Annotated in this window: 24 protein-coding genes; 9 read left to right on the top strand and 15 right to left on the bottom strand. The window is 70.8% G+C overall.

The genetic code is table 11. The features are described 5' to 3' along the window. Nucleotides 1-206: 206 nt before the first annotated feature. The 3 genes from METY_RS04155 (at nt 207) to METY_RS04145 (ending at nt 5,359) form a co-directional block, all read left to right on the top strand. Nucleotides 207-899, top strand: coding sequence for a response regulator transcription factor (locus tag METY_RS04155; RefSeq protein WP_304481660.1), 693 nt, complete (start codon nt 207-209; stop codon nt 897-899). Next, nucleotides 883-2,322, top strand: coding sequence for a sensor histidine kinase (locus tag METY_RS04150; RefSeq protein ID WP_103120101.1), 1,440 nt, complete (start codon nt 883-885; stop codon nt 2,320-2,322). The genes METY_RS04155 and METY_RS04150 overlap by 17 nt, the downstream gene beginning before the upstream one ends. 79 nt (nt 2,323-2,401) lie before the next feature. Continuing rightward, a complete protein-coding gene (locus METY_RS04145; protein WP_103120100.1) occupies nt 2,402-5,359 on the top strand; it encodes a bifunctional [glutamine synthetase] adenylyltransferase/[glutamine synthetase]-adenylyl-L-tyrosine phosphorylase in 2,958 nt (985 codons plus the stop codon). Between the two features lie 6 nt (nt 5,360-5,365). Here the strand turns inward: METY_RS04145 and METY_RS04140 are convergent, their stop codons facing one another. From METY_RS04140 to METY_RS04090, 11 genes are all read right to left on the bottom strand, one after another. Further along, complete coding sequence (locus METY_RS04140; RefSeq protein WP_200819588.1) at nt 5,366-7,675, bottom strand: PAS domain-containing sensor histidine kinase; 2,310 nt, start codon at nt 7,673-7,675, stop codon at nt 5,366-5,368. A gap of 189 nt (nt 7,676-7,864) precedes the next feature. After that, the gene (gene pepN / locus METY_RS04135) at nt 7,865-10,501 is read right to left on the bottom strand and encodes an aminopeptidase N (protein WP_103120099.1); all 2,637 of its coding nucleotides are present in this window, start codon (nt 10,499-10,501) and stop codon (nt 7,865-7,867) included. A gap of 89 nt (nt 10,502-10,590) precedes the next feature. After that, nucleotides 10,591-11,394, bottom strand: a complete 804-nt coding sequence (locus tag METY_RS04130) for an enoyl-CoA hydratase-related protein (protein ID WP_103120098.1) — start codon at nt 11,392-11,394, stop codon at nt 10,591-10,593. Between the two features lie 54 nt (nt 11,395-11,448). Continuing rightward, complete coding sequence (locus METY_RS04125; protein ID WP_103120097.1) at nt 11,449-12,393, bottom strand: ribokinase; 945 nt, start codon at nt 12,391-12,393, stop codon at nt 11,449-11,451. Beyond that, nucleotides 12,390-12,785, bottom strand: a complete 396-nt coding sequence (locus METY_RS04120; protein ID WP_346433149.1) for a DUF423 domain-containing protein — start codon at nt 12,783-12,785, stop codon at nt 12,390-12,392. Before METY_RS04120 ends, METY_RS04125 begins: the two co-directional genes overlap by 4 nt. A 127-nt stretch (nt 12,786-12,912) precedes the next feature. Beyond that, nucleotides 12,913-14,013, bottom strand: coding sequence for a branched-chain amino acid ABC transporter substrate-binding protein (locus METY_RS04115; protein ID WP_103120095.1), 1,101 nt, complete (start codon nt 14,011-14,013; stop codon nt 12,913-12,915). A 130-nt stretch (nt 14,014-14,143) separates the two neighbouring features. After that, entirely contained in the window at nt 14,144-14,494 is a 351-nt protein-coding gene (locus METY_RS04110) for a DUF6867 family protein (protein WP_103120094.1), read from the bottom strand. Continuing rightward, nucleotides 14,491-15,213 carry an ABC transporter ATP-binding protein gene (locus METY_RS04105; RefSeq protein ID WP_103120093.1) on the bottom strand — a complete coding sequence of 241 codons (723 nt, stop codon included), beginning with the start codon at nt 15,211-15,213 and terminating at the stop codon, nt 14,491-14,493. The genes METY_RS04110 and METY_RS04105 overlap by 4 nt, the downstream gene beginning before the upstream one ends. Beyond that, on the bottom strand, nt 15,210-16,076 hold the full coding sequence (locus tag METY_RS04100) for an ABC transporter ATP-binding protein (protein ID WP_103120092.1): 867 nt from the start codon (nt 16,074-16,076) through the stop codon (nt 15,210-15,212). The genes METY_RS04105 and METY_RS04100 overlap by 4 nt, the downstream gene beginning before the upstream one ends. Continuing rightward, the gene (gene livM, locus METY_RS04095) at nt 16,073-17,386 is read right to left on the bottom strand and encodes a high-affinity branched-chain amino acid ABC transporter permease LivM (protein ID WP_103120091.1); all 1,314 of its coding nucleotides are present in this window, start codon (nt 17,384-17,386) and stop codon (nt 16,073-16,075) included. Before livM ends, METY_RS04100 begins: the two co-directional genes overlap by 4 nt. Then, nucleotides 17,386-18,300 (bottom strand): ABC transporter permease subunit, encoded by a 915-nt coding sequence (locus METY_RS04090; RefSeq protein ID WP_103120090.1) that lies wholly within the window; start codon nt 18,298-18,300, stop codon nt 17,386-17,388. The genes livM and METY_RS04090 overlap by 1 nt, the downstream gene beginning before the upstream one ends. A 374-nt stretch (nt 18,301-18,674) precedes the next feature. On the opposite strand from METY_RS04090, the gene METY_RS04085 reads away from it, so the two are divergent. The 5 genes from METY_RS04085 (at nt 18,675) to METY_RS04065 (ending at nt 22,804) form a co-directional block, all read left to right on the top strand. After that, the gene (locus METY_RS04085; protein WP_103120089.1) at nt 18,675-19,490 is read left to right on the top strand and encodes a penicillin-binding transpeptidase domain-containing protein; all 816 of its coding nucleotides are present in this window, start codon (nt 18,675-18,677) and stop codon (nt 19,488-19,490) included. A gap of 69 nt (nt 19,491-19,559) precedes the next feature. Then, nucleotides 19,560-19,880 (top strand): XdhC family protein, encoded by a 321-nt coding sequence (locus METY_RS04080; RefSeq protein WP_103120088.1) that lies wholly within the window; start codon nt 19,560-19,562, stop codon nt 19,878-19,880. Between the two features lies 1 nt (nt 19,881). Beyond that, entirely contained in the window at nt 19,882-20,514 is a 633-nt protein-coding gene (locus METY_RS04075) for a LysE family translocator (RefSeq protein WP_103120087.1), read from the top strand. Further along, nucleotides 20,511-21,197, top strand: a complete 687-nt coding sequence (locus tag METY_RS04070; RefSeq protein ID WP_103120086.1) for an XdhC family protein — start codon at nt 20,511-20,513, stop codon at nt 21,195-21,197. Before METY_RS04075 ends, METY_RS04070 begins: the two co-directional genes overlap by 4 nt. Continuing rightward, nucleotides 21,194-22,804, top strand: coding sequence for an NTP transferase domain-containing protein (locus METY_RS04065; RefSeq protein ID WP_103120085.1), 1,611 nt, complete (start codon nt 21,194-21,196; stop codon nt 22,802-22,804). Before METY_RS04070 ends, METY_RS04065 begins: the two co-directional genes overlap by 4 nt. 17 nt (nt 22,805-22,821) lie before the next feature. Here the strand turns inward: METY_RS04065 and METY_RS04060 are convergent, their stop codons facing one another. Further along, a complete protein-coding gene (locus METY_RS04060; protein WP_200819595.1) occupies nt 22,822-23,001 on the bottom strand; it encodes a DUF2256 domain-containing protein in 180 nt (59 codons plus the stop codon). Nucleotides 23,002-23,086: 85 nt separating this feature from the next. Between METY_RS04060 and METY_RS04055 the strand changes: the two genes are divergently transcribed. Continuing rightward, complete coding sequence (locus METY_RS04055) at nt 23,087-23,821, top strand: SDR family NAD(P)-dependent oxidoreductase (protein WP_103120084.1); 735 nt, start codon at nt 23,087-23,089, stop codon at nt 23,819-23,821. A 4-nt stretch (nt 23,822-23,825) separates the two neighbouring features. On the opposite strand, the gene METY_RS04050 is transcribed toward METY_RS04055, so the two are convergent. Genes METY_RS04050 through METY_RS04040 form a run of 3 tightly spaced genes read right to left on the bottom strand, consistent with a single transcriptional unit; the run spans nt 23,826 to nt 26,780 of the window. Continuing rightward, nucleotides 23,826-25,331 (bottom strand): tripartite tricarboxylate transporter permease, encoded by a 1,506-nt coding sequence (locus METY_RS04050; protein WP_103120083.1) that lies wholly within the window; start codon nt 25,329-25,331, stop codon nt 23,826-23,828. 10 nt (nt 25,332-25,341) lie between these two features. Next, nucleotides 25,342-25,821 (bottom strand): tripartite tricarboxylate transporter TctB family protein, encoded by a 480-nt coding sequence (locus METY_RS04045; RefSeq protein ID WP_103120082.1) that lies wholly within the window; start codon nt 25,819-25,821, stop codon nt 25,342-25,344. Then, the gene (locus tag METY_RS04040) at nt 25,818-26,780 is read right to left on the bottom strand and encodes a Bug family tripartite tricarboxylate transporter substrate binding protein (RefSeq protein ID WP_103120081.1); all 963 of its coding nucleotides are present in this window, start codon (nt 26,778-26,780) and stop codon (nt 25,818-25,820) included. The genes METY_RS04045 and METY_RS04040 overlap by 4 nt, the downstream gene beginning before the upstream one ends. Nucleotides 26,781-26,859 lie beyond the last annotated feature (79 nt).

Raw genomic sequence — 26,859 nt, 5'->3', positions numbered from 1 at the left:
CTAGGCGTCGATCGCGCCCCCATCGACGACGCCGGGTCTTCCGCAGGCGACCGGCGGACGGTTGTGTCCCGTGACCGTCCGCCGCTCGTCGCCGATAGGCCCTCCGGAGGTTCGACCCTCTCCTCCGGAGGGTCCTTTTTCCACCCTCGTTCAAGCTTCTGGGCCAGCGCTCGCGAACCCGCTTGCGGCGGCCTGAAAGGCGGGCCATGACCACGGCCATGAAGCTCCTGATCGTCGAAGACGACCGCGAAGCCGCGGCCTATGTCGTCAAGGCCCTAACCGAGGCCGGCCATGTGGCCGATCACGCGGCGGACGGCCTCGACGGCTACGCGCTCGCCTCCGCGTCGAACTACGACGTCCTCGTCGTCGATCGCATGCTGCCGAAGCTCGACGGCCTCTCGCTGATCGGTCGATTGCGCGCCGAGGGCGCGACGACGCCGGTGCTGATCCTCTCGGCGCTGGGCCAGGTCGACGATCGCGTCGACGGGCTTCGCGCCGGCGGCGACGACTACCTCACCAAGCCCTACGCCTTCGCCGAACTGCTCGCCCGCGTCGAGGCGCTCGCGCGGCGCGGGGCGGCGGGCGCCGGCGACACGGTCTACAGGGTCGGCGATCTCGAGATCGACCGGCTGTCCCACACCGTGACGCGCGCCGGCCAGGAGATCGTGCTCCAACCCCGCGAGTTCCGGCTGCTCGAATACCTCATGCGCAACGCCGGGCAGGTCGTGACGCGCACCATGTTGCTCGAGAACGTCTGGGACTATCATTTCGACCCGCAGACCAACGTCATCGACGTGCACGTCTCGCGGCTTCGCTCGAAGATCGACAAGGGCTTCGACAAGCCGCTGCTGCACACCGTGCGCGGAGCGGGGTACGTGATACGTGACGGCGCTCGGTAAGCTTCTCCGCACCACAGCCTTCCGGCTGGCGCTCGCCTATCTCGTCGTCTTCGCGACCCTTTCCGTCGTCGTTCTGGCCTATGTGTCGTGGCACGCGAACGCGCTGATCGCGGCCCAGCTCAACGCCACCGTCAACGCCGAGATCACCGGCCTCGCCGAGCAGTACCGCCAGGGCGGCATCCGCAAGCTGGTGGCGACGGTGGAGGAGCGCTCCAACCGCGGCGCCGGCACGCTCTATCTCTTGACCACCTTCGCCGGCGACGTGCTGGCCGGCAACGTCGTCGGCCTGCCGGACGCGGCGCTCGCGGAGCAGGGCGAGCGCGAGCTGCCTTATCAGCGAGCGGGCGAGGCCGCGGTCGCGCCCTATCCCGCCGTCGTGCGCGTGTTCGTCCTGCCCGGCGGCTACCGGCTGCTGGTGGGCCGCGACACCGAGGAGCGGGAGCGCCTCTCCGGCGTCATAGCCAACGCTGTGCAATGGTCGCTGGCGCTCGTCGTGGTGCTCGGGCTCGCAGGTGGGGTGTTCGTCGCGCGGCGGGTGCTGAACCGCATCGACGCCATGACCGACACCGTGCGCGGCATCATGGCCGGCGACCTTTCGGGCCGGCTCGCCGTCACTGGCCTGGATGATGAGTTCGACCGCCTCGCCCAGGCCACGAACGCCATGCTCGACCGGATCAACGAGCTGATGGCCGGGCTGAAGGAGGTCTCCGACAACATCGCCCACGACCTCAAGACGCCTCTGAACCGGCTGCGCAACCGGGCTGAGGCCGCGTTGCGCGACGCCCGTAGCGAGGACGACTGGGCGGGCGCGATGGAGCGCGTGATCGCCGACACCGACGCGATGCTCGGCATCTTCAACGCGCTGCTGTTGATCGCGCGCGCTGAATCCGGCGGCGCCCGCGACCAACTTGCCCCGGTCGACCTCGCCGACATCGCGGGCAGCGTGGCCGAGCTCTACGAGCCGCTGGCGGAGGAGCGGGGCGTGGCGCTGGTGGTCGAGACGCCGGAGCCGATCCAGGCGCTCGGCAACCGCGAACTGATCGGACAGGCGGTGGCGAACCTGATCGAGAACGCCTTGAACTATGGCGGCTCCAACGGGGAGGTGAGGGTGACCGCGCACGGCGAGGGCGATCTCGCCCGCATCGTGGTCGCCGACCGCGGGCCTGGCATCCCGGACGCGGACAAGGCCCGGGCAATGGATCGCTTCGTGCGGCTGGACACCTCGCGCTCGCGGCCTGGCTCAGGTCTCGGCCTCGCGCTGGTGTCCGCCGTCGCCCGACTTCATGGCGGCGCGTTGACGCTCGCCGACAACGAACCGGGCCTGCGGGCGGTCCTCACCTTGCCGATCCAGGCGCAAGCGTTGCCGCCGCCCGCGCCTCCGGCGTTGCCGGCGCCGAGCGCCGGCGCCAAGGCTGCGGAGTAGCGGCCGCCTCAATCACGCCTTTGGCTAGGTCTCCCTCATGCGGCCGGCTGCTAAGGTCGCGCGAAAGGGAGGACCGGCGATGACCGCACGCAAGACGGCCGCGCCCGCATCGGCGCAGGACAACCGCGCGCTCGCAGCGAGGCTCGCGATCGCCGCCCAGCCGGCGGAGCCGAAGGCCGCCCGCGCGGCGGTCGCCGCTTTGCTGCGCGACGCGCCGGCGCTTGCGGAGTCGGCGTCTTCGGCCCCGGCCCAGGCGCTCCTCGAGGCGGTCGCCGACGGCTCGCCGTTTCTCTGGGGTTTGATCCTCCGCGATCCAGCCCGCGCCGCCGCGCTGTTCGAGGCCGAGCCGGAACGGAGGCTGGGCGAGATCGTCGAACGCATCACGGCGGCCGCCGCCTCGGGCGACGAACGGGCGGCTCTCGCCCGCGCGCTGCGCCGGGGCCGCGCGGAGGCGGCGCTGCTGATTGCGTTCGCGGATCTCGGCGGAGTGTGGGACTGCGCCGAGGTCACCCGCGCGCTGTCCGACGTCGCGGACGCCGCGATCGCCGCTGCGCTGCGCTTCGCGCTCCGAGAGGCCGCGGCCTCGGGGAAGCTGCACCTCCCGGACATCGCGGACCCGGAGACCGGTTCCGGGCTGTTCGTGCTCGGGATGGGCAAGCTCGGCGCGCGCGAGCTGAACTACTCCTCCGACGTCGACCTCGTCGTGTTCTTCGACCCGCTGGTCGCGCCGGTCGCCGAGGGCGAGGAAGCCGTCACGCTGTTCGTGCGGGTCGCCCAGAGCATGGCCAAGCTGCTGCAGGAGCGCACGGCGGACGGCTACGTCGCGCGCGTCGATCTGCGCCTGCGGCCCGACCCCGGCGCGACGCCGGTCGCGCTCTCCCGCGACGCCGCCATGTCCTACTACGAGACGGTCGGCCAGAACTGGGAGCGGGCCGCCATGATCAAGGCCCGCGTGGTCGCCGGCGACCGCGTGGCCGGTGAGTCCTTCCTGAAGGAGCTGCGGCCCTTCATCTGGCGCCGCTCGCTCGACCACGCCTCGATCTCCGACATCCACGCCATGAAGCGGCAGATCCACGCCCACAAAGGCCATGGCGCGATCGCGGTGGAGGGGCACAACCTCAAGCTCGGCCGCGGCGGCATCCGGGAGATCGAGTTCTTCGTGCAGACCCAGCAGCTCGTCGCTGGCGGCCGCGATCCCGAGCTGCAGACGCGCGGGACGATCGAGGGCCTCGCGAAGCTCGCGGACGCCGGCTGGATCACCGCCGCGGCGCGGGACGAGATGGGCGAGGCCTACGGCTTCCTGCGGACGATCGAGCACCGGCTGCAGATGGTCGACGACGCCCAGACCCATTCGCTGCCGGAGGACCCGGAGCGGCTGGCGGCCTTCGCCCGTTTCGCAGGCTTCGCCTCCCGCGACGCCTTCGCGAAAGCGCTGACGAAGCGGCTCAAGACGGTGCAGAAGCACTACGCCAAGCTGTTCGAGGACGCCCCACCCCTCGCGGCGGACGTCGGCAATCTCGTTTTCACCGGGGAGGCGGACGATCCCGGCACGCTCGAGACGCTGAAAGGCCTTGGCTATGCGGAGTCCTCGTCGGTCTCCGCCATCGTGCGCGGCTGGCATCATGGCCGCTACGAGGCGATGCGGTCCGCCCGCGCGCGGGAGCTTCTGACGGAACTCGTTCCCGCCATGCTGGTCGCCTTCTCGCGGTCCGGCCGTCCCGACGCCGCGCTGTTCGCCTTCGACAAGGCGCTGGAGCGCACCCGCTCGGGCGTGGCGCTGCTCGCGCTCATCCGCGCCAATCCGAACATCCTCGAGCTGCTCGCGGACGTGCTCGGCGCCGCGCCGAAGCTGGGCGAGACGCTCGCGCGCCGGCCGCGGGTGCTCGACGCGCTTACGGACCCGGCCTTCTTCGGCCATCTGCCGGACCGGGCCGAGCTCGACGCCCGGATTGCGGACGCGCTGTCGGAGGCGCGCTCCTACGAGGACCTGCTGGATCGCGCGCGGATCGCAGGGCAGGAGCTGAAAACGCTCGTGGCCTTGCGGGTCGCGGCCGGTGTCGTGCCGGTGGAGCAGGCCGCGGCCGCCTTCTCGCGCATCGCCGACGCGCTGACGACGGCGCTGTTCGCCGCCGTGGAGACAGAGCTCCGGAAGGCGCACGGCCGCGTCCCAGGCGGCGCGGCCGCGGTGGTCGCGCTCGGCAAGCTCGGCGGCGAGGAGATGACGGCGGCCTCCGACCTCGACCTCATCCTGCTCTACGACCATCCCGACGAGGCGACGGAGAGCGACGGGCCAAGACCGCTGGCCGCCAGCCAGTATTTCGCGCGGCTCACACAGCGCCTCGTCTCGGCGCTGTCGGCGCCCACAAGCGAAGGCGTGCTCTACGAGGTCGACGTGCGACTCCGCCCGTCGGGCCGCGCGGGACCGCTCGCGACGCGGCTGAAGGCGTTCGAGACCTATCAGGCGGAAGACGCCGAGACCTGGGAGCACATGGCGCTGTCGCGGGCGCGCGTGGTCGCGGGTCCCAAAGCGTTCCGCCGCAAGGTCGAGGCCGCGATCGCTGCGGCGCTCTGCGCGCCCCATGACAGGGCGAAGGTGCTGGCGGACGTCCGTGACATGCGGGCGCTGCTCGACGAGGAGAAGGGCGACGGCGGTCCCTGGAACCTGAAGCACGCGCCTGGCGGGCTCGTCGACGTCGAGTTCGCCGCGCAGGCGCTGCAGCTCGTCCACGCGCAGGAAAGGCCCGAGATCCTGCGGGCCTCGACCTTGGCGGCGCTCGCGGAAGCGCGGCGTCTCGGCCTTCTCGGCGAGGAGGACTACGAGGCGCTGGCTTCGGGCGGGCGTCTGCAGCAGGACCTCACGCAGATCGTCAAGCTGGCGATCGACGGCGCCTTCGACCCCGCGAACGCCCCGGCCGGGCTCAAGCTGCGGCTCGCCCGCGCCGCCGCGGCGCCGGACTTCCGCACGCTGCAGGCGACTCTGAAGGAGGCGCAGGCGGCGGTGCGGGCCGCCGCCAAGCGGGTTCTGGCGGGGAGCTGAACGCCGTCAGGCGATCTTCTCTTCCGGCTCGATCGCCCGATCGGCGCGGACCGGGAGACGGACGAGCACCACGGTGCCGACCTGCAGGGTGGAGCGGATGCGCATGGTGCCGCCGTGGAGTTCGGTGAGCGAGCGCGAGATGGCGAGGCCGAGGCCGGAGCCCTTGTGGCTCTTCGAGAACTGGCTTTCCACCTGCTCGAACGGCCGTCCGAGCTTCGGCAGCGCGTCCTTCGGTATGCCGATGCCGGTGTCCTCGATGTAGAGGTTCAGCGCGCCGCCGACCGCGCGGGTGCGCACCGTGACCCGGCCGCCGGCAGGCGTGAACTTCACCGCGTTCGACAGCAGGTTCAGCAGGATCTGCTTCAGCGCCCGGCGGTCGACCTCCACCGTCACGCCGGTCGCGGCCTCGGCCCTGAGCGCGATCGACTTCTCCTCGGCGCGGGGCGTGATGACGCGCATGGCCTCCAGCACGACCTTGTCGATGTCGATGGTCTCGTGCGTTAGGCGGAAGCGGCCGGCCTCGATCTTCGACATGTCGAGCACGTCGTTGATGACGTCCAGCAGGTGCTGGCCGCTCTCGCGGATGTCGCGGCAGTACTCATGGTACTTGTCGGAGCCGAGCGGCCCGAACATGCCGCTCTCCATGATCTCGGAGAAGCCGATGATGGCGTTCAGCGGCGTCCGGAGCTCGTGCGAGATGTTGGCCAGGAAGTCGGACTTCGCCTTCGAGGCGCTTTCCGCCTGGCTCTTCTGCTCGGCGTATTTCTCGGCGAGGTCGGCGAGCTGCTGCGCCTGGACCTCGAGCGTCTGACGCGATTTGCGCATGTCGGCGACGTTCGCCATCAGCGCCCGCTCGCTCTCCATCAGCCGCTCTTCCTGGCGCTTCAGCGAGGTGATGTCGGTGCCGACCGAGACGAAGCCGCCGTCCTTGGTGCGGCGTTCGTTGATGTGGAGCCAGCGGCCGTCCTCGATCTGCGCATCGTAGGTGCGCGCGCCTTCCTCGATGCGGCCCTCCGGCTTGACGTGGTTGAGGATCACCGGCTGACGGCCCGCGGCGATGATCGCCTCGCGGTGCGCGCCCGGCAGGATCGCCTCCTCGCGCAGCTCGTAGAGCTGCTGGAACTTCGAGTTGCACATGACGAGGCGGTTCTCGCTGTCCCACAGCACGAAGGCCTCGGAGATGGTCTCGATCGCGTCGCGCAGGCGCATGTCGGCGGTGGCCGTGCGCTCCTGAAGCGCGCGCTGCTCGGTGACGTCGACGCAGATGCCGATCAGGCGCGGGCCGTCGTCGCCGCGGTTGCGGACCAGTTCGGCGCGGGCGCGGAGCCAGATCCACTGGCCGCGGGCGTCGCGCACCCGGAACATGCGGTCGATGTTGGTGGTGACGCCGCGGGCCACCTCGTCGGCCAGTGCGTAGAAGTCGCCGTCGTCCGGATGGATCAGCGCGTTGAACTCGCCGAACGACACCAGCTCGTCGCGGGGGGGATAGCCGAGGAGCTCGAACAGCGAGCGGGACCAGAAGATGCGGCCGCGGGCGATGTCCCAGTCGAACAGGCCGCAGCGGCCGCGCGACAGCGCCGTGTCGATCCGCTGGCGGACGTGGTCATAGATCTGGTCGGCCTGGCGGGCGCGGGCGGCCTGCCAGTGGAAGGCGACGCCGAGCAGCGCCAGCACGAAGCTGGTGGACGCGTAGAGCGTGACCGAACTCGCGGTCGCGGAGCGCCAGGGCTCCAGCGCGGCCTCGACGTTCTGGACCATCGCGACTTGGCCGAGCCGGCCTTGGCCGAGATTGCGCACCGTCGCGAGCGCCTGAGCGCCCTCGGGCAGCGTCAGCGTCATCACGCCGGCGCGCTCGCCGAAGGTGGTCAGCGGCTGCGCGGCGCCGAGCAGGGTGACGAGGTCGGCCGGCAGCGATCCTTCGGGCGCCCCGTAGGCGGCGACGATGCGGCCGTTCTCGTCGGAGATGTAGTAGCGCCGACCGCGCTCGCCGGCGTTGCCGGGCAGCACGGCGCCCAGACGTCGCCCGACGTCGCCGCCGCGCTCCATGACCGGCGGCGCCTCATAGGCCGCGACGGCCGCCAGCATCGACATCTCGTCCGCCGCGGAGCGCAGGGCGCGGGCGCGGGCGTCGATCGTCTGCATCACGGCGCCCACGCCGACGATCAGGAGGAAGGCGATGATCAGGGAGGGGACGAGCTTGCGGAGCAAGGGTTCGGCGGAAAGCAGGCGGCGGTAGGCGGGGCGGCCGATCGACCGCGCCATGCCTTTTACGCTGAAGCTGCGCACAGGCATGCCTGCCACGTTGGCGCGCGCCATCGCGTCTGTCCTTCCGATCGACGATTGATTGAACGTCGACCGGAGATAATCCCGACAGCCCGATTCGACTTGGCTATTAGAATCAATACCTGCCGCGGCTGTCTAGTGCGAATTAACCCGCAGTTAATTACTTTTGAGAGGGCAGACGAAAAAGGCGAGTCGGATGAATCACTTGACCAAACGCCCGATTCATCCGAGCGCGCGCCGGACGATGTCGCCGACGTCCGGCGACAGGTCGGGAGCGGCGGCGACCGCGCGAAGCGCGGCCTCGGCCTTGCCGCGGCGGACCGGCTCCAGCGCTCTCCAGGTCTTGAAGGCGCCAAGGAGCCGCGCCGCCACCTGCGGGTTCGTGCCGTTCAGCTCCCGCGCCACCTCGGCGACGAAGGCGTAGCCGAGGCCGTCCGCGCGGTTGAACTGCGTCGGGTTGCCGGAGCCGAAGGCCCCGACCAGCGAACGCACGCGGTTGGGGTTGCGGATGTCGAAGGCCGGCGTCGTCATCAGCGCGCGCACCCGGTCCAGCGTGTCCGGCAGCGGGGCCGAGGCCTGGATCAGGAACCACTTGTCGATCAGCAGGGGATCGCTCTTGTAGCGATCGTGGAAGTCGGCCAGCGCCTCTTCTCGCGCGTCGGAGGCCGAGAGCGACAGCACCTGCAGCGCCATGATGCGGTCGGTCATGTTGGTCGCGCCGTCGTAGAGCGCCTTGGCGCGGGCGACGCCGTCCGGCGCGCCGCCGGCGGCGAGGTAGTCGAGCGCCGAGATCTTCAGCGCGCGGCGGCTGGCGGAGGCGGCGTCCGGCGAGTAGGGACCCTCGTCGACCAGCCGCTCGAAGGCGGCGGCCAGCGGGCCCGCGAGCCGGCGGGCGAGGTCGAGCTTCAGCGCCGCGCGGGCTGCGTGGACCGCGTCGGGATCGACGTCCTCGCCGATCTCGCGGGCGACGTCGCCCTCGCTCGGGAGCGCCGCCACCTGGGCCGCGAAAGCGTGGTCGGTCTCGGCCGGGTCGAAGGCGCGGGCGACCGCTTCCGCCAGCCGCGGCTCCTCCGGCGCGGGCGCGCCGGCGCGGAGAGCGCGGACGCGGGCGACGAGGTTGCGCAGCGCCACCGTCTGGCCGGCCTGCCACCGGTTGAAGGGGTCGGAATCGGCCTTCGCGAGGAACAGCAGATCGTCGTCCGAGAGATCCGTCGAGAGCTTCACCGGCGCCGAGAAGTTGCGGAACAGCGAGGCCGCGGGCCGCGCAGGAACCTGCTCGAACACGAGCGTCGTTTCGGCCTCGGTGAGCGCGAACACGGGGCCGGCGGGCGCCCCGCCGATCACCAGCGGCAAGTCTGCGCCGCCCGGACCCACAAGGCCCGTGACCATCGGAATGACGGCGGGCTGCTTGTTCGGCTGGCCCGGGGTCGCCGGCACGCGCTGCGTGGCCGTCACGGTGAAGGTCTTGGCCGCCGCGTCGTAGGCGGTGCGGACCGTCACCTCGGGCGTTCCGGCCTGATGGTACCAGAGCATGAACTGGCCCAGGTCGCGGCCGGAGACCTCGGCGAAGCAGGCGATGAATTGCTCGATGGTGCAGGCCTGGCCGTCGTGACGGTCGAAGTAGAGGTCCATGCCCGCCTTGAACGCCTCCGGCCCGATCAGGACCTTGAGCATGCGGATGACCTCCGCGCCCTTCTCGTAGACCGTCGGCGTGTAGAAGTTATTGATCTCGGCGTAGGCCTGCGGCCGCACGGGGTGGGCGAGGGGGCCGCTGTCCTCGGCGAACTGCGCCGCGCGCAGGTTGCGGACGTCCTGGATGCGCTTCACTGGCCGCGACCGCGTGTCGGAGGTGAACTCCTGGTCGCGGAACACGGTAAGGCCTTCCTTCAGGCACAGCTGGAACCAGTCGCGGCAGGTGATGCGGTTGCCGGTCCAGTTGTGGAAGTATTCGTGGGCGATGATCGCTTCGATGTTGGCGTAGTCGCCGTCGGTCGCGGTCTCGGGGCTCGCCAGCACGTACTTGTCGTTGAAGACGTTGAGGCCCTTGTTCTCCATCGCGCCCATGTTGAAGTGCGAGACGGCGACGACCATGAAGACGTCGAGATCGTACTCTCGGCCGAAGACCTCCTCGTCCCAGCGCATGGAGCGCTTGATGGCGTCGAGGGCGTAGGGGGCGCGGTCCTCCTTGCCGTGCTCGACGAACACCTCCACCGCGACCGTGCGGCCGGACTGAGTGATGAAGGTGTCGGAGACCTTGGCCAGGTCGCCCGCGACGAGCGCGAAGAGGTAGGACGGCTTTGGATGCGGGTCGTGCCAGACGGCGAACCGGCGGCCGTTCCCGGCGTCGCCGGTCTCCACCAGGTTGCCGTTCGAAAGCAGCAGCGGCGTCTCGTCGGCGGGCCCTTCGATCCGGGTGGTGTAGACCGCAAGCACGTCCGGCCGGTCGAGGAAGTAGGTGATGCGGCGAAAGCCCTCGGCCTCGCACTGCGTCGTGTAGGACGCATTGGAGCGGTAGAGGCCCATCAGGCGCGTGTTCGCGGTCGGATCGATCTCGGTGACGATCGTGAGCTCGAACGGTCCGCGCGGCGGGTTGGCGATGCTGAGCCGCTCCGGCGAGACGTCGATCGCGTCGGCCTCGAGCGCGGCGCCGTTGATCGCGACCGAGACCAGCTTGAGCTCGTCGCCGTCGAGCGCGAGCGCCGCGTCTTCGCGACCCTCCGGGTTCGGCCGCATCTTCAGCCGCGCCGTGACCCGCGTCGCGTGCGGGTCGAGGTCCACGTCGAGATCGACGGTGTCGATCAGGAAGTCCGAGGGGCGGTAGTCGGCGAGACGAACGAGCTGGGGATCCTCGGCGCGCATGGAAGCTCCGTCGGACGAGAGGGAATCAGGGCGTTCGGTTTAGGCCCGCGGCGCAGGGACGCGCAAGGCGGGCGGCAGCGCGCCGACGCTCAACTCCGCTCGGACCAGCGCGGCGGGCGCTTCTCCATGAAGGCGCGGACGCCCTCGGCGTGGTCGGCGGAGGCCGCGGCTTCCGTCTGCAACTCCCGCTCCAGGGCGAGCTGGGCGTCGAGGTCGTTGCCGGCGGAGGCGTTCAGCAGGCGCTTGGTCAGGGCCGTCGCGCTGGCCGATTGGCCGGCGAGCCGTTCGGCGATGGCGAAGGCCTCGTCCAGCAGCCGGTCGTCGTCGACCGCCTTCCAGATCAGCCCCCAGGCCTCCGCCGTCTCCGCCTTGATCGGTTCGGCGAGCAACGCGAGCGCCTTGGCGCGGGCCGCGCCCACCAGCCGCGGCAGCGTCCAGGAGCCGGCGACGTCCGGCGCCAGGCCGATCTTCACGAAAGCCTCCACGAACTCGGCCGACCGCCCCGCCACCACGATGTCCGCCAGCAGCGCGAAGTTCGCGCCGGCGCCGGCCGCGACGCCGTTCACGGCGGCCACGACGGGCAACGGCGAGGAGCGCATTTTCGCAATCACCGGCTCGTAGAAGTCGCGGAGGATGCGGCCGACGTCGCGCTCTTCCGGCGGCAGCGTCGCGATCAGCCCGATGTCCTGGCCCGAGCAGAAGCCGCGGCCGGCGCCGGTGATCACGATGGCGCGCACCGCCGCGTCGGCTTCCGCCGCGTCGAAGGCGGAAGCCAGCGCCGCCAAAAGCTCCGGCGTAAAGGCGTTGATGCGCGACGGCCTGTTGAGCGTGAACAGCGCGACGGCCCCGCGGCGCTCGACGAGAAGGCTCGGCTCGGAGGAGGTCTCGCCCATGGCTCGCGCGGTCCTGCTGTGTCGATCGGCGTCGCTACGAGACGGCGTTCCGCCTCACCGCGCAAGCCGAGGCTGGCGATCGAGCAGCGCGTCGATCTCCGCCCGCGTGGGCATCGAGCGCCCGGCGCCCGGCCGCGTGACCGACAGGCCCGCCGCGGCGCAGCCGAAGCGGGCGGCGTCGAGCGGCGGACGGCCTTCGGCGAGCGCTGCGGCGAAAGCGCCGGCGAAGCAGTCACCCGCGCCGGTGGTGTCGACGACGGGGCCGGCGTCGAGCGCCGGCGCGATCTCCGAGACGCCTGGCCCATGGACGAGCGCGCCGCGCGCCCCGAGCGTCACCACGGCGCAGCCCACGCCGCGGGCGATCAAGGCGTCGCCGGCCCGACGGGCGTCGTCGAGCGTTGCGACGGCGACGCCCGTCAGCGCCTCCGCCTCGCTTTCGTTGGGCGTAAGGTAGTCGCAGAGCCCCAGCAGGGCGTCGTCGAGCGGCGCCGCGGGCGCGGGATTGAGCAAGGTCGCGACGCCGGCCGACCGAGCGATCCGGAGGCCTGTGCGCGCGGCCGCGATCGGCTGTTCCAGCTGGGTCATGAACACGCGCGCGCCCGTGATGACGTCCCGCGCGGCCTCCGCGTCCTCCGCCGAAAGCGCCCCCGCGGCGCCGGGCTCGACGATGATGGCGTTCTCGCCGCCGTCCGACTGAACGAAGATGAAGGCCGCGCCGGTCGGGCGGCTGCGGTCCGCGATTACGGGGCCCGCGTCGACGCCGGCCGCGGCCCATTCCGATCGGGCGACCGCCGCGAAGGGATCGGCGCCGATGCGCGTGATCAGCGCCGCGTCCGCGCCGGCCTTGGCCGCTGCGATCGCCTGGTTCGAGCCCTTGCCGCCCGCGCCGAGCGAAAAGCCGTCCGCGAGCAGCGTCTCGCCGAGTTTCGGAAGCCTTTGGGCGCGGAATACGAGATCCGCCGCGAAGATGCCGAGGACGGCGACGCGCGCTCGGCTCACGGGGCCTCCGGCCGTCGGAACGCGACGAGGAGCGCGCCGATCGCGACGCTGAGCCAGCCAAGGATCATCAGCGTCCCGCCGGTCGGCGCCGCCATGGACCAAGGGCTCGCGCCGTTCAGCGCCCGCAGCGTGAGGTCGCCGCAGAACAGCAGCGTCCCGAGCGCGATGCCCCAGGCGGAAACGACGAGCCTGGCGCCGGCCGCGAAGGCCCGCGCCGCCGCCGCCAGCGCGATCAGGGCGGCCGCGTTCAGCATCAGGAAGTTCGATGCGGTTCCGAGCAGAGGGCTGTCCACCCGGTGCGCCGCGACGGCCGCGAGCGCGACGCCAGCGGCGCCGAAGAGCCCGGCGAAGAGGATGAGGAGGAGCGGGGAACGGGAGGGGGCATGCGACATGGCGCGCATTGTCCCCGCTTCGCCGCGCTTGGCAATGGCGGTCGCGCGCGCTCAAGCGGTCGACGGTTCCGCCAAACGAAAAGGCCCGCCTCGGAAGGCGGGCCTCGGGAGTGTCAGGCGGCCGACGTCACTTCTCGACGTAGGAGCCGTCCTTGAACTCGTAGAACACGTAGCCGGCGACCGTAGGATCGCCCTTCTCGTCGAACTTCACGTCGCCGACGATGGTCTTGAAGTTGGCCTTGTTCATTTCCGCGAGCACCTTCTCCGTGTCGGACGACTTCGCGGCCTTCAGCGCGTCGGCGTAGATCTGCACGGCGGCGTAGCTGTAGAGCGTATAGCCCTGCGGGTCGAAGTTCTTGGCCTTGAACTTGGCGACGACTTCCGCCGCCGAGGGCAGCTTGCGCTGGTCCGGCGGGAAGGTGAACAGGGTGCCTTCGCCGGCCTTGCCGGTGATGGCCCAGAAGTCGCTGGTGGCGAGCGCGTCGCCGCCGATCAGCGGAGCGTTCACGCCCTGCTCGCGGAGCTGGCGGACGATCAGGCCGCCTTCGGTGTGGTAGCCGCCGAGGTAGATGACCTCGACGCCGGCCTGCTTCAGCTTGGAGACGAGGGCGGAATAGTCCTTTTCGCCCGCGGTGATCGCCTCGTAGAGGGTCTCCTTGCCGCCGGCCGCCTGCAGCGCCTTCAGCGTCTCGTCGGCGATGCCCTTGCCGTAGGCCGACTTGTCGTGAAGGATCGCGACCTTCTTGCCCTTGAAGTTCTCGGCGATGTACTTGCCGGCGACGGCGCCCTGCTGGTCGTCGCGGCCGCAGATGCGGTAGATCGACGGTCCCGCGCGCTTGTCGGTGAACACGGGGTTGGTCGAGGCCGGCGAAATCTCGATGATGTCTTCTTCGGCGTAGACCGCGGAGGCCGGGATCGACGAGCCCGAGCAGTAGTGGCCGACCACGAACTTGACCTTCTCGCCGGCCATCTGGTTCGCGACGTTGACCGCCTGCTTCGGGTCGCAGGCGTCGTCGCCCACCTTCAGCACCAGCTTCTCGCCGTTCACGCCGCCAGCGGCGTTGATGTCCGCCACGGCCTGCTCGACGCCGTTGCGCATCTGGCCGCCGTAGACGGCGTTTGAGCCGGTCATCGGACCGACGACCGCGATGGTGACGTCCGCGTAGGCCGGCGTCGCCAGCGCCAGCGCAAGACCGGTCAGCAGACCGGCTGAAAGACGCGTCTTCATGAGAAATCTCCCCTGATGCGAAAGGCTGTTCCGGACGTCCGCGGATCTCGCCGCCCGCGCGCCGTCCATTGATTGCGCGTCGCCGCCAGCCTGTCACGCGGCGATCGCGTGAGGGCCGGCCGGAACCTCGTCATCGACCGGCCTTGGCGCGCCAGGCGAAGGGGCCGGCGCTCTCGTAGAGCCAGTCGTACTGCCGCGTCATCTGCCTCACGAGCCGCACGCGATGCCCGGCGAGCGCCAGCACCACCAGCACCACGAGGTCGACGACGAAATAGTGAAGCGTCAGCAGGCTGCCGCTGAACAGCGCGTAATGGATGAAGCGCACCGCCGCCGCGAGCGGGACCATCCAGGCCGCCGCCTTCCAAGCAGGCTCCCAGGAGCCGGCGACGGCGCGCCCCGCGAGCCACGCCGCCCCGCCGCCGAGGATCACGGTGACGAACAGGAACTCGGCGAGGGAGATCTCCCAGATCAGGCCCATCAGCGCCCGCCCTCCAGATAGGCCGCGCGCACCTCTTCGCGCTCCAGCAGCTCGCGGCCGGCGCCCGAGAGGGTGATGCGGCCGTTGACCATCACATAGCCGCGGTGGGCGAGCTTGAGCGCGTGGTAGGCGTTCTGCTCCACGAGGAAGACCGTCAGTCCCTCGGTCCGGTTGAGCTCCGCGATCACCGCGAAGATCTGCTTCGCGATCAGCGGCGCGAGGCCGAGCGACGGCTCGTCCAACATCAACAGGCGTGGCCGGCTCATCAGCGCGCGGGCGATGGCCAGCATCTGCTGCTCGCCGCCGGAGAGCGTGCCGCCGCGCTGGTTCGCGCGCTCCTTGAGCCGCGGAAAGATCTCGAACATGCGTTGCAGGTCGGCGTCGTAATGGGCGTAGCCGGTCACGGCGGCGCCCATCTTGAGGTTCTCGACCACGCTCATGCGCGGGAAGATGCGCCGGCCTTCGGGCGACTGGGCGATCTTGAGCTGGGCGATCTTGTGCGTCGGCGTGCGCGTGATGTCCTGGCCGTCGTAGACGATCGCGCCGTCGCGCGCCTGGGGCGCGCCGAAGATCGTCATCATCAGCGTGGACTTGCCGGCCCCGTTCGCGCCGATCAACGTCACGATCTCGCCCTCGCCGACGTCGACGTCGACGCCCTTCAGGGCGGCGATCGCGCCGTAGTAGGCGGTCACGCCGCGGATCGAGAGCAGGGGCTCCGTCACGACGACGCCTCCGCCGAGATTTCGTTCTCCACCGACTCGACCTCCTCGTCCTCGACGCCGAGATAGGCGGCGATGACCTTCGGGTCGTTGCGGACGTGCAGCGGCGCGCCGTCCGAGATCTTCTTGCCGTAGTCGAGCACGACCACGTGGTCCGAGATCTCCATCACCACGCTCATGTCGTGCTCGATCAGCAGAACGGCCGCGCCGTCCTCGTCCCGGATCGAGCGCAGGAGGGCGTTGAGCTCCAGCGATTCGCGCGGGTTGAGGCCGGCGGCCGGTTCGTCCAGGCAGAGCAGCACGGGCTCGGTGCACATCGCCCGCGCGATCTCGAGCCGGCGCTGGTCGCCATAGGGCAGGTCGGCGGCCGGATCGTCGGCGCGGTCGATCAGGCCGATGCGCTCGAGCCAAACCTTGGCCTTCTCGATCGCGGCCCGCTCGGCCTTGTTGAACCCCCCGATCCCGAGCACGCCGAGAACCGTGAGGCCCGACGCCTTCATCAGCGGCGCGTGCTGGGCGACCAGCAGGTTCTCGAGCGCGGTCATGCCGCCGAACAGGCGGATGTTCTGGAAGGTCCGCGCGACGTTGGCCTTGCGCGAGATCTGGTGGTCGCGCAGCCGCTCGAGCAGCAGCGGCCCTTCCTTGGACGCAAGGGTCAGCCGGCCGACGGTCGGCTTGTAGAAGCCGGTGATGCAGTTGAAGACCGTGGTCTTGCCCGCGCCGTTTGGGCCGATAAGCGCGGTGATCTCGCCGCGGCGCACGTCGAAGGAGACGTCGTTCACGGCGGTCAGGCCGCCGAAGCGCATGGTCAGCCGTTCGACCCGCAGCAGCAGCTCTGGCGGCAGAGCGGGGGCGTCGTCGATCATCCATGCCCCTCCTGCACGAGGGAGCCGGAGATCGCCTTCTTCTCCTTGAGGAACACGGACGGGCTGCGCGTCGAAACGAGCCCGCGCGGCCGCCAGATCATGATCAGCACCATGACCAGCCCGAAGGTGATCATGCGGTAGTCGCTGAACTCGCGGAACAGCTCGAAGCCGCCGATCATCACCACCGCCGCGACCGCCACGCCGAACTGCGAGCCCATGCCGCCCAGCACGACGATTGCGAGGATCAGCGCGCTCTCCATGAAGACAAAGCTCTCTGGGCTGATGAAGCCCTGCCTCGTCGCGAAGAACGAGCCGGCGAAGCCCGCGAACATCGCGCCCAGCGCGAAGGCCGTCAGCTTGGTGTTCACGGTGTTGATGCCGAGCGATCGGCAGGCGATCTCGTCCTCCCGCAGGGCCTCCCAGGCGCGGCCGATCGGAAGGCGGCGCAGCCGGATGGTGACGAAGTTGGTGATGAGCGCGAGCGCCAGGATCAGGTAGTAGAGGAACACGATCCGGTGCAGCGGCGAGTAATCAAGCCCGAAGGTCGCCGCGAAGCCGTCGTCGCCGCGGTCGAAGTCCAGGCCGAAGAAGCTCGGCCGTGGGATGCCGGAAATGCCGTTCGGCCCCCCGGTGAACCAGTACCAGTTCAGCAGGACGATGCGGATGATCTCGCCGAAGGCGAGCGTCACGATCGCGAGGTAGTCGCCGCGGAGCCGCAGCACAGGGAAGCCCAGGATCACGCCCCAGAAGGCGGCCAGGATGCCGGCGAGCGGCAGGCAGACCCAGAACGAGAGCCCGAAGTACTGCGCCAGCAGCGCGTAGGAGTAGGCGCCGACGGCGTAGAACGCGACGTAGCCAAGGTCGAGGAGGCCCGCGAGGCCCACCACGATGTTCAGGCCCCAGCCCAGCATCACGTAGGTCAGCACGAGGATGCCGAGGTCGATCGCGTAGCGCTCGGTGAACGGCAGCATCGGCATCACCACAGCGCCGAGGATGGCGAGCGGCGCGAGGTACTTTGCGAAGCGCGCGAGCCGGGCCTCGACCTTCGGCGGGACGTAGCCCAGGGACTTCTTCCGGCCGGGCCGCCACAGCGTGAGGTTCAGCAGCAGGCGGCCGGCGAAGACGATCGCCACCGCGATCGCGACCCTGCCCCAGTGTTGCTCGAGCTCGATGCCGCTCTGGGTCTGCACGGTGACGAGGCCGAGCATGGGAGCCGCGAGACCGAGCGCGACCAGCGCCGCGAGGGCCGCGTCCTTGAACGCGACGGCGAAGACGGAGGGCGCGGCGGCGCCGGCGTGGGCGTCCGGCATCAGACCTTCTCGACCTCGGGCCGTCCGAGCAGCCCGGAGGGCAGGAAGATCAGCACGATGGCGAGGATCGAGAACGCCGCGACGTCCTTGTACTCGACGGTGAAATAGGCCGACCAGAAGGTCTCGATCAGGCCGATCAGAAGGCCGCCGAGCATGGCGCCGGGCAGCGAGCCGATGCCTCCGAGCACGGCGGCGGTGAAGGCTTTCACCCCTGCGACGAAGCCGATGTAGAAGTCGATGACGCCGTAATAGAGCAGGTACATGAGGCCCGCGACCGAAGCGAGCGCCGCGCCCATGACGAAGGTCAGCGAGATGGTTCGGTCGACGTCGATGCCGAGCAGCGCGGCCATCTTGCGGTCCTGCTCGCAGGCGCGCTGGGCGCGGCCGAGCGGCGTCTTCGACACGATCAGCGAGAACGCCACCATCAGCGCGATGGTCGTCACCACGATGATGATCTGCACGTTCGACACGTTGACGACGAAGCCTTCCGCCGCGCCGAACTGATAGCCGCCGGTGATGACGGGCGGCAACGGCTTCACCCGCGCGCCCTGGGCCACCTGCACCATGTTCTGCAGGAAGATCGACATGCCGATGGCGGAGATCAGCGGCGCGAGGCGGAACGAGCCCCGCAGGGGCCGGTAGGCGATGCGCTCAACCGTCCAGCCGTAGAGCGAGGTAAGCGCCATCGCCAGGATCAGCACGATCAGCAGCGCCAACGGCATGAAGGTGACGCCGAGCGCCAGCAGCGCCAGGAACACGATCAGCGCCATGAACGAGCCGACCATGAAGACGTCGCCGTGGGCGAAGTTGATCATGCCGATGATGCCGTAGACCATCGTGTAGCCGATGGCGATGAGCCCGTAGATCGAGCCGAGCGTGACGCCGTTGATGAGCTGCTGGAGGAAATATTCCATGCGCTTCGCGTCGTTCCCTCATGGTCACGGACGGCCGGCGCCCGTCGGATAGGCGGGCGCGCGACTTAGGCAGTTCTAGCGCGGGTCGCTCGCGCCGACAACGCGTGCGGCGCATCATAGCCGTCGAAATGTCGGATTGCTCGTGGACAACCCTCGGGCCGCGAAGCCGATTCTCCAAGCGTCGTAGGCGGGCCGGGCGAACCGCGCGCCTGGTCGCAGCGAAACGCTCTGGGCGGAGCCGGAACGGGGGGTTATCTTCGCCGCTCGGTCTCGTGGGGCGCGTGACCGTGGGTGCGATTGGGGTGGCGCGAGAGCGCCACGTCACGATGACGGGCGCGGACCGCGCTCGATCGGCAGGGGACGACTTACTGAGCATGGCGTATCGCTCGTTGATCATCGCCTTCGCCCTGGCGAGCGCCCCGCTCGCGGGGCGGGCGCAAGAGGCGCCGCAGGGCCCTGCGTCCGATTTCGCCGCCGCCTACGCGAAGGCCTTCGCCGACATCGACGCCTGCGTGACGCTGCGGGACGTCGCTCCGGGAGCCGAGCCGCGCACCTCGGACGCCCAGGCCTGCGCCGACCGGCTTCCGCCCTGCGCGACCTTCGACGTGCCCGTCACCGTGATCGCGCTCGACCGCGGCCTCGCGCCCGACGCCAACACGCCGATCCGCCGCGAGGCGACGCCGCCCGAGCAGGGCGTGACGCTGAAGGACGCGTTCCGCACGCCGGTGCCCTGGGTCTACGAGGAGATCGCGCGGCGGATAGGCCCGGACGCCTTCGGCAAGTCGCTTTCCGCGCTGCGCTACGGCGCGCCTGAGGTGACGACCCCAGTGGAGCGGATGGCGCTGGGTGAACGCCCCGGCGGGCCCCGCATCAGTCCGATCGAGCAGGTTGATTTCCTCGCCCGGCTAAAACGGGGCGAACTGCCGACGTCGGCGGAGTCGCAGGCGCGGACGGTCGAGGTGATTCCCTACGATCCGATACCGGATGGCCTGGTCGCTTGGAAAACCGGCGCCTGCGGCCCGGCGGACGGCGCGAAGACCGCCTGGGCGGTGGGCTGGGTCGACCGCGGCCGCCGCACCACCGTCTTCGCGGCCGTCGAACGGGGCGGCGACCAAGCCACGGGCGCCGACGCCCAACGCCGGATGCGGGTCTTGCTCGAGGATCTCGCTTTGACGCCTCGGGCCCAGTGACGCCCAAGCCTCGCAAGCCGGCGCGGATCGCGCTATCTGAGTGGCTCTGACGCGCTGAAAGGCTTCCCCATGACCGCTGGCCCCGATCTGCTGTCGATCGCGGAGGAGTGGGTGCGCGCCGGCCGCGGCGTCGCGCTCGCGACCGTCGTCGAAACCTGGGGCTCCGCGCCGCGACCCGTCGGCAGCCATCTTGTGATCGACGGCGACGGCCGCTTCGAAGGCTCCGTCTCCGGCGGTTGCGTAGAAGGCGCTGTGGTCGCGGAGGCGGCGGAGGTCATCGCCGACGGCGCTCCGCGGGTGCTGGAGTTCGGGGTCGCGGACGAGACCGCCTGGCGCGTCGGGCTGTCCTGCGGCGGCCGCATCCGGGTCTTCGTGGAGAAGGTCGCCTGACATGCCGCCGCTCGAGACGCTGATCGCCTTCGCCGTCGCGACGGCGCTGTTCGCCTACTTTCCCGGTCCCGCTCTGCTCTACACGGCCGCCCAGACGCTGGCGCGGGGCCGGCGCGCGGGCTTCATGGCGGCCTTCGGCATCCACATCGGCTGCTACGCCCACGTGATCGCCGCCGCGGCCGGGCTCTCGGCCGTGTTCCGGCACGTGCCGGAAGCCTACCTCGCGCTGAAGTTCGCCGGCGCGGCTTATCTGATCTGGCTCGGGGTCGGCATGTTCCGCCGGCCTAAGGAGGCGACGGGCGCCACTCCGGCCGCCGCGCCGAAGTCCGCCCGCCGCGCCTTCCTCGACAGCGTGGTGGTCGAGCTTCTGAACCCCAAGGTCGCCATCTTCTTCATCGCCTTCCTGCCGCAGTTCGTCGATCCCTCCGCCACGTTCCCGCTCTGGGCGCAGTTCCTGATCCTCGGGACGATCGTGAACCTCACCTTCTCCTCGGCCGACGTCGTCACGGTGCTCGCCGCGTCGTTCGTCGTGGGCAAGATGAAGCGGTCCGGCGGGGGCGGGCGCGCGGTGCGGTGGCTCGCGGGCTCCCTGCTCGTCGGCCTGGGCGTCAAGCTCGCGGCGGCGAAGGCATGAGGCTCGAGCTTCTCGCCGAGCTCAACGCGGCGCGCGCCTCCCGCCGCGCGGCCGTGGTCGTGACCGAGCTTCCCGGCGGCGCCCAGCGGCTGGTGCAGAACCCCGCGGGCGATCCGCTCGAGGCGGAGATCCGCGCGGCGATCCGCTCCGGCCGGAGCGGCGTCGTCGAGGCGGACGGCGCGCGCTGGTTTCTCACCGCCCACGTTCCCGCTCCCCGGATGGTCGTCACCGGTGCGGTCCACATCTCGCAGGCGCTGGCGCCGATGGCGGCTGCGGTCGGCTTCGAGGTGACGATCGTCGATCCGCGCACCGCCTTCGCGACCCCCGAGCGCTTTCCCGGCGTCGACCTGCGAGCGGAGTGGCCCGATGTCGTTCTGCCCGACCTGGCGCTCGACCCGTTCACCGCCTTCGCCGCGCTGACCCACGACCCCAAGATCGACGACCCCGCGCTGAAGGCCGCGCTCGACGCCGGCTGCTTCTATGTGGGCGCGCTCGGCTCCCGGAAGACCCACGCCTCGCGGCGCGTTCGGCTCGCCGCGGCCGGCGTGTCCGAGGACGCGCTGGACCGGGTGCGGGCGCCGATCGGTCTGCCCATCGGCGCGGCCAGCCCGGCGGAGATCGCGGTGTCGATCCTGGCCGAGGTGATCGCGGCGTTGCGCCGGCCGGGGGAGCGCATCCCTTGAGGTTCGGCTCCGTCGCCATCGAACAGGCCGTGGGGTCGATCGCCGCGCACGCCATCCGCGCTGACGGCTTCGTGCTGAAGAAGGGCGCCCTCGTGACCCTTGCTGACGTCGCGGAGCTCGGCCGCGCGGGCGTCCCTGAGATCGTAGTGGCGACGCTCGGCGCGGACGACGTGCCCGAGAACGAGGCGGCACATCGGATCGCGCGGGCGCTGGTGGGAGACGGCGTCCGCGTCGACGCGCCGTTCACCGGTCGCGCCAACCTGTTCGCCGATCGCGCCGGCGTGCTCGTGGTGAACCGCGCCGGCGTCGACGCGCTCAACAGGATCGACGAGGACGTCACCTTCGCGACGCTGGCCGAGCACGCCGCGGTCGCCGCCGAGGCCATGGTCGCGACCGTCAAGATCATCCCCTTCGCGCTGGACGAGGCGGTGGTCGCCCGCGCGGAGGCCGCCGCGCGCGCGCAGGGGCCGCTCGTCCGGCTGGCGCCCTTCGCGCTCACCCGCGTGGGCGTGGTCTCGACGCTGCTGCCCGGGCTTGCGCCCAAGGTCGTCGACAAGACGATCGCCACGCTCGAGCGGCGGCTTGCGCCGGCCGGCGCGCGGATCGTCGCCGAACTGCGCGTGCCCCATGACGAGGCGAGCCTCGCCCGCGCGATGGTCGAGCTGTCGCGCTTCCAGCCGGAGCTCGTGATCGTGTTCGGCGCCTCCGCCATCACCGACCGCCGCGACGTGGTGCCGGTGGCGATCGAGGCCATCGGCGGATCGGTCGACCGGCTTGGCATGCCGGTCGATCCCGGCAACCTGCTGCTGCTCGGCCGCATCGGCGAAGCGTTCGTGATCGGCGCCCCGGGCTGCGCGCGCAGCCCCAAGGAAAACGGCTTCGACTGGGTGCTGAACCGCCTGCTCGCGGGCCTCGCGGTCAGCGGCGACGACCTTACGGGCATGGGCGTCGGCGGCCTGCTGATGGAGATCGCCTCGCGCCCGCAGCCGCGCGCCATCCGCGAGGAGGGCCGGGCGAAGATCGCAGGTCTCGTGCTCGCGGCGGGGCGCTCGAGCCGCATGGGCGGCCCGAACAAGCTGCTCGAGGTGGTCGAAGGCCGGGCGCTGGTCCGCCACGCGGTCGAGGCCGCGGTCGGGGCGAAGTTGTCGGAGGTGGTGGTCGTGGTCGGCCACCAGCGCGCCGAGGTCGAGAGCGCGCTCTCAGGCCTCCCCGTGAGATTCGTCGAAAACCCGGCCTATGCGGACGGCCTTTCGACCTCGCTGAAGGCCGGGCTCACCGCGCTGGCGCCGGGCGTCGACGGGGCGCTCGTGATGCTCGGCGACATGCCGCGGGTGCCGTCGGCGCTCGTCGCGCAGCTCGCCAAGGCGTTCGATCCCCCCGCGGGCGCGCACATCGTTCTGCCCGTTCGCGCGGGCAAGCGCGGCAATCCGGTGCTGTGGGGTCGGCGCTTCTTCGACGAGCTTCAGGCGGTCGAAGGCGACGTCGGCGGTCGGCATCTGCTCGGAACGAACGTCGAGGCGGTGCGCGAGGTCGAGGTGGCGGACGCCGGCGTTCTGCTCGACGTCGACACGCCCGAGGCGCTGAGCGCGCTGCGCGCGGGCGGCTGAGCCGACAACAGGAGGAATCAGTCGGGCGGGCGCTTCCACCCCGCGTCCGGCTTCTGCGCTCCCGTCCGGCGGCAGCGCTCGGAGCAATAGCGCACGGCCTCCCAGTCCTTCGCCCACTTCTTTCGCCACGCGAACGGCCGTCCGCAGGCGGCGCAGACCTTGGTCTGCAGGTCGGACTTCGCGACGCCCTTCGGCACCGGCGGATCTCCCTCTTTGAACCGCGCCACTGCGGGTCTCGTAACGACCGGGACGACACCTCGGACCCTTGGGAGGCGCGACGGCATGGCGGACAGGACGCTCATCTACGGCGGCGCGGGCGGCGTCGGATCGGCGCTCGCGCGCGCGCTTCATGGGCGAGGGGTGGCGCTGCACCTTGCTGGCCGCGATGAAGCCAAGCTCGCGGCGCTGGCTGAAGAGCTCGGCGCGACCTTCACGGCGGGCGATGTGCTGGAGGACGCGACCTTCGAGCGCGCCACCGCGGAGGCGGCCGCCGACGGCGCGCTGGGCGGGCTGGTCTACGCCGTCGGCACCATCAACCTGAAGCCGCTCGCCAAGCTCACGACCGACGATTTCGAGACCGACTTCCGGCTGAACGCGCTGGGCGCGGCGAAGGCGGTTCAGGCGGCGCTTCCGGCGCTGAAGCGCGCGGCGGGGGCGCCGGCCGTGCTGCTGTTCTCCACCGTCGCGGTCCAGCAGGGCTTCGCCAACCACGCCTCGGTCGCAATGGCGAAAGGGGCGGTCGAGGGTCTCGTCCGGGCGCTCGGCGCCGAGCTTGCGCCGAAGATTCGGGTCAACGCGGTGGCGCCCTCGCTCACTGAGACGCCGCTCGCCGCGCCCCTGACCAGGTCGGAGCAAATGTCCGCCGCCATCGCCGCGATGCACGCCCTGCCGCGGCTTGGGCGGCCGGAGGACGTCGCGGCGCTCGGCGCCTTCCTGCTGTCTGAGGAAGCGTCGTGGATCACCGGCCAAGTGTTCGGCGTCGACGGCGGCCGCTCGACGCTGCGCACCAAGGGGTGAGGCGTCAGTCGTCCTCGCCGAAGACGATCCCCTTCTCGCGGGTCTTCAGCACGATCGGCAGGATCACAGCGAGCGCCGCGATCGTCAGCAGCACGGCGGAGATCGGCGAGGTTATCAGCACGGTCCAGTCGTTCTGGCTGATGGCGAGCGCGCGGCGGAGCTGCACCTCCGCCATCGGCCCGAGGATCAGGCCGATCACGACCGGGGCGATGGGATAGCCGAACACCCGCAGCCCGAAACCGAGCAGGCCGAGGGCGAGCAGGGAGCCCAGCTCGAACAGCGAGGGGTTCGCTCCCAGCGTGCCGAGCGTAGCGAACACCAGAATGCCGCCGTAGAGCCACGGCCGCGGGATCGAGAGCAGGCGAACCCACAGCCCGATCAGCGGCAGGTTGAGGATCAGCAGCAGCGCGTTCGCCACGAACAGGCTGGCGATCAGGCCCCAGACTAGGTTGGGCTTGGCCGCGAAGAGCAGAGGTCCGGGGTTCAGGCCGTACTGCTGGAAGCCCGCGAGCATGATCGCGGCGGTAGCGGAGGTCGGCAGGCCAAGAGTCAGCAGCGGCACGAGCGTGCCGGCGGCGGAGGCGTTGTTTGCGGCCTCCGGCCCCGCCACGCCCTCGATCGCGCCCTTGCCGAACTCCTCCGGGTGCTTGGTCAGCCGCCGCTCGGTGGCGTAGCTGAGGAAGGTCGGGATCTCGGCGCCGCCGGCCGGCATCGCGCCGATCGGAAAGCCGAAGGCGGTCCCGCGCAGCCACGGCTTCCACGAGCGCTTCCAGTCCTCGCGCGTCATCCAGAGCGAGCCCTTGATCGGCTCGATGGTCTCGTCCGCCGCGCCCTTGCGGGAGACCACGAACAGCGTCTCGCCAATGGCGAACAGCGCGACGGCCGCGGTGGTCACCTCGACGCCGTCGAGCAGGTCCGGCACGCCGAAGTCGAGCCGCGCTTGGCCGGACATCAGGTCGATGCCGACCAGGCCGAGCGCGAGGCCGAGGAACAGGCTGGTGAGGCCGCGCAGCGCCGAGTCGCCGAAGGCGGCGGACACCGTCGCGAAGGCGAGGATCATCAGCGAGAAGTAGTCCGCCGGCCAGAACGCCAGCGCCACGCTGACGACGTAAGGCGCGAGCAGCGCGAGGCCGAGCGTCGCGATCGCCCCCGCGACGAAGGAGCCGATGGCGGCGGTCGCGAGCGCAGGTCCCCCGCGGCCCGCGCGGGCCATCAGGTTACCTTCGAGCGCCGTGACGATCGAGGAGCTTTCGCCGGGCGTGTTCAGCAGGATCGACGAGGTCGAGCCGCCGTACATGCCGCCGTAGTAGATGCCCGCGAACATGATGAGCGAGCCCGCCGGATCGAGTTTGAAGGTGACCGGCAGCAGCAGCGCGACGGTGAGCGCCGGCCCGATTCCCGGCAGCACGCCGACGGCGGTGCCGAGCGTCACGCCGATCAGGCAGAACAGCAGGTTCGTGGGCTGCAGCGCGACCGCGAGGCCGCCGGCGAGCGAGACGAAGGCGTCCATCGGTCGCTCCTCAGACCAGCTTTTCGAGCGGGCCGGCCGGCAGCGTCAGCGCCAGGGCCTTTGTGAAGATGACGTAGAGCACGAACGACAGCGCGGCCCCGATCGGAATCGTCAGCCACAGCGGGCCGCGCCCGAAGCCGCGGGCCGTCATGCCGAACAGCACGCCGGTGGCGATCGAGAAGCCCGCGAACGAGAGCAGCACGATCTGCCCCACGAGCCCGCCGATCACCCAGAGCGCCGGCCCCATCTCCACCGGCGCCGCCTCGACGGCCTTGCCCCTGAGCGCGACGACGAGGTTTGCGAGCCCGAGCAGCGCGAGGCCGATCGCGATCGCCCAGGGAAAGGCCCGCGGCCCGATGCCGGGACCGAAGGTGCGCACGGCGCCCAGCCGGATCGCGTCCGCCGCCACTATCCCCGCCACCGCGATCAGCGCGAGCGCGACGACGATCGCTCCGAGCTTGCGCCCGGAGCCCTCCCGCGACGCGCTCATTCCGCGAGCCCGATGTCGCGCAGGATCGTGTGCGCCTTGGCGATGTCCTCCTTGAGCTGGGCCGTGAAGGCGTCGCCCGCGAGATAGGTGTCGGTCCAGCCCTTGGTCTTCAACGTGTCCCGCCAGGTCTTGGTCTTCGCCATGTCGTCGATCGTCTTGAGGATCTCGGCCTTGCCTTCGGGCGTCAGCCCGGGCGGGCCGGCGACCATGCGCCAGTTCTGCACCTCCACGTCGACGCCGCTCTCCTTCATGGTCGGCGCGTCTATGCCGGGCACGCGCTCCGGCGCGGTGATGGCGAGCACGCGGAGCTTGCCGGACTTCACCTGCGCGTCGAACTCGCCGTAGCTCGAGACGCCGACCGTTGTCTGGCCGCCGAGCACGGCCGCGAGCGACTCGCCGCCGCCGGAGAACGGGATGTAGTTGACCTTGGTGGGGTCGACCCCCACCGCTTTGGCGATGAGCCCGGCCGCGATGTGGTCGGTCCCGCCGGCCGATCCGCCGCCCCAGGACACCGAGCCCGGATTTGCCTTCAGCTTGTCAATCACCTCGCCGATCGTCTTGATGGGCGAGTCGGTCGCCACCACGATCGCCTCGTACTCGCCGGTGAGCCGCGCGAGCGGGGTGACGGCGTCGAGCGTCACCGGCGCGTCGTTCATGATGATCGCGCCCACCATCACGTAGCCGCCGACGATGAGCTGGTGCGGGTCGCCCTTGGCGCGGTTCGCGAACTGGGCGAGGCCGATGGTGCCGCCGGCGCCCGGCACGTTCTCCACCTGGACGGAGCCCGCGATCTTCTCGCTCTGCATCGCCTGCTGCATGGAGCGGGCGGTCTGGTCCCATCCGCCGCCGGGGGAGGCGGGCGCAATGATCTTGAGGTTCGCGGCGAGGGCCGGTCCGCCGGCCGCCGCCGTGGCGAGGATCGCGGCGGCGGCGAGCAGGCGGCGGAGCGGAACAGGCATCTGCGTCTCCGGGGCGAGGCGTCTTGCTTCGGCCGACGGGCTTCGCCGCGACCGTTCGTCGCGAACGTTGCAATCGCGG

Source organism: Methylopila sp. Yamaguchi (genome assembly GCF_002897035.1).
GTDB lineage: Bacteria > Pseudomonadota > Alphaproteobacteria > Rhizobiales > Methylopilaceae > Methylopila.
This window is presented reverse-complemented; position numbering and strand designations above follow the sequence as displayed.

Excerpts from the sequence above, each read along its gene's own strand:
- METY_RS04155 (WP_304481660.1), top strand. The coding sequence starts at position 207 with ATGACCACGGCCATGAAGCTCCTGATCGTCGAAGACGACCGCGAAGCC.
- METY_RS04145 (WP_103120100.1), top strand. The coding sequence starts at position 2,402 with ATGACCGCACGCAAGACGGCCGCGCCCGCATCGGCGCAGGACAACCGC.
- METY_RS04140 (WP_200819588.1), bottom strand. The coding sequence starts at position 7,675 with ATGGCGCGCGCCAACGTGGCAGGCATGCCTGTGCGCAGCTTCAGCGTA.
- pepN (WP_103120099.1), bottom strand. The coding sequence starts at position 10,501 with ATGCGCGCCGAGGATCCCCAGCTCGTTCGTCTCGCCGACTACCGCCCC.
- METY_RS04130 (WP_103120098.1), bottom strand. The coding sequence starts at position 11,394 with ATGGGCGAGACCTCCTCCGAGCCGAGCCTTCTCGTCGAGCGCCGCGGG.
- METY_RS04120 (WP_346433149.1), bottom strand. The coding sequence starts at position 12,785 with ATGTCGCATGCCCCCTCCCGTTCCCCGCTCCTCCTCATCCTCTTCGCC.
- METY_RS04115 (WP_103120095.1), bottom strand. The coding sequence starts at position 14,013 with ATGAAGACGCGTCTTTCAGCCGGTCTGCTGACCGGTCTTGCGCTGGCG.
- METY_RS04100 (WP_103120092.1), bottom strand. The coding sequence starts at position 16,076 with ATGATCGACGACGCCCCCGCTCTGCCGCCAGAGCTGCTGCTGCGGGTC.
- livM (WP_103120091.1), bottom strand. The coding sequence starts at position 17,386 with ATGCCGGACGCCCACGCCGGCGCCGCCGCGCCCTCCGTCTTCGCCGTC.
- METY_RS04090 (WP_103120090.1), bottom strand. The coding sequence starts at position 18,300 with ATGGAATATTTCCTCCAGCAGCTCATCAACGGCGTCACGCTCGGCTCG.
- METY_RS04085 (WP_103120089.1), top strand. The coding sequence starts at position 18,675 with ATGGCGTATCGCTCGTTGATCATCGCCTTCGCCCTGGCGAGCGCCCCG.
- METY_RS04080 (WP_103120088.1), top strand. The coding sequence starts at position 19,560 with ATGACCGCTGGCCCCGATCTGCTGTCGATCGCGGAGGAGTGGGTGCGC.
- METY_RS04075 (WP_103120087.1), top strand. The coding sequence starts at position 19,882 with ATGCCGCCGCTCGAGACGCTGATCGCCTTCGCCGTCGCGACGGCGCTG.
- METY_RS04070 (WP_103120086.1), top strand. The coding sequence starts at position 20,511 with ATGAGGCTCGAGCTTCTCGCCGAGCTCAACGCGGCGCGCGCCTCCCGC.
- METY_RS04055 (WP_103120084.1), top strand. The coding sequence starts at position 23,087 with ATGGCGGACAGGACGCTCATCTACGGCGGCGCGGGCGGCGTCGGATCG.
- METY_RS04050 (WP_103120083.1), bottom strand. The coding sequence starts at position 25,331 with ATGGACGCCTTCGTCTCGCTCGCCGGCGGCCTCGCGGTCGCGCTGCAG.
- METY_RS04045 (WP_103120082.1), bottom strand. The coding sequence starts at position 25,821 with ATGAGCGCGTCGCGGGAGGGCTCCGGGCGCAAGCTCGGAGCGATCGTC.
- METY_RS04040 (WP_103120081.1), bottom strand. The coding sequence starts at position 26,780 with ATGCCTGTTCCGCTCCGCCGCCTGCTCGCCGCCGCCGCGATCCTCGCC.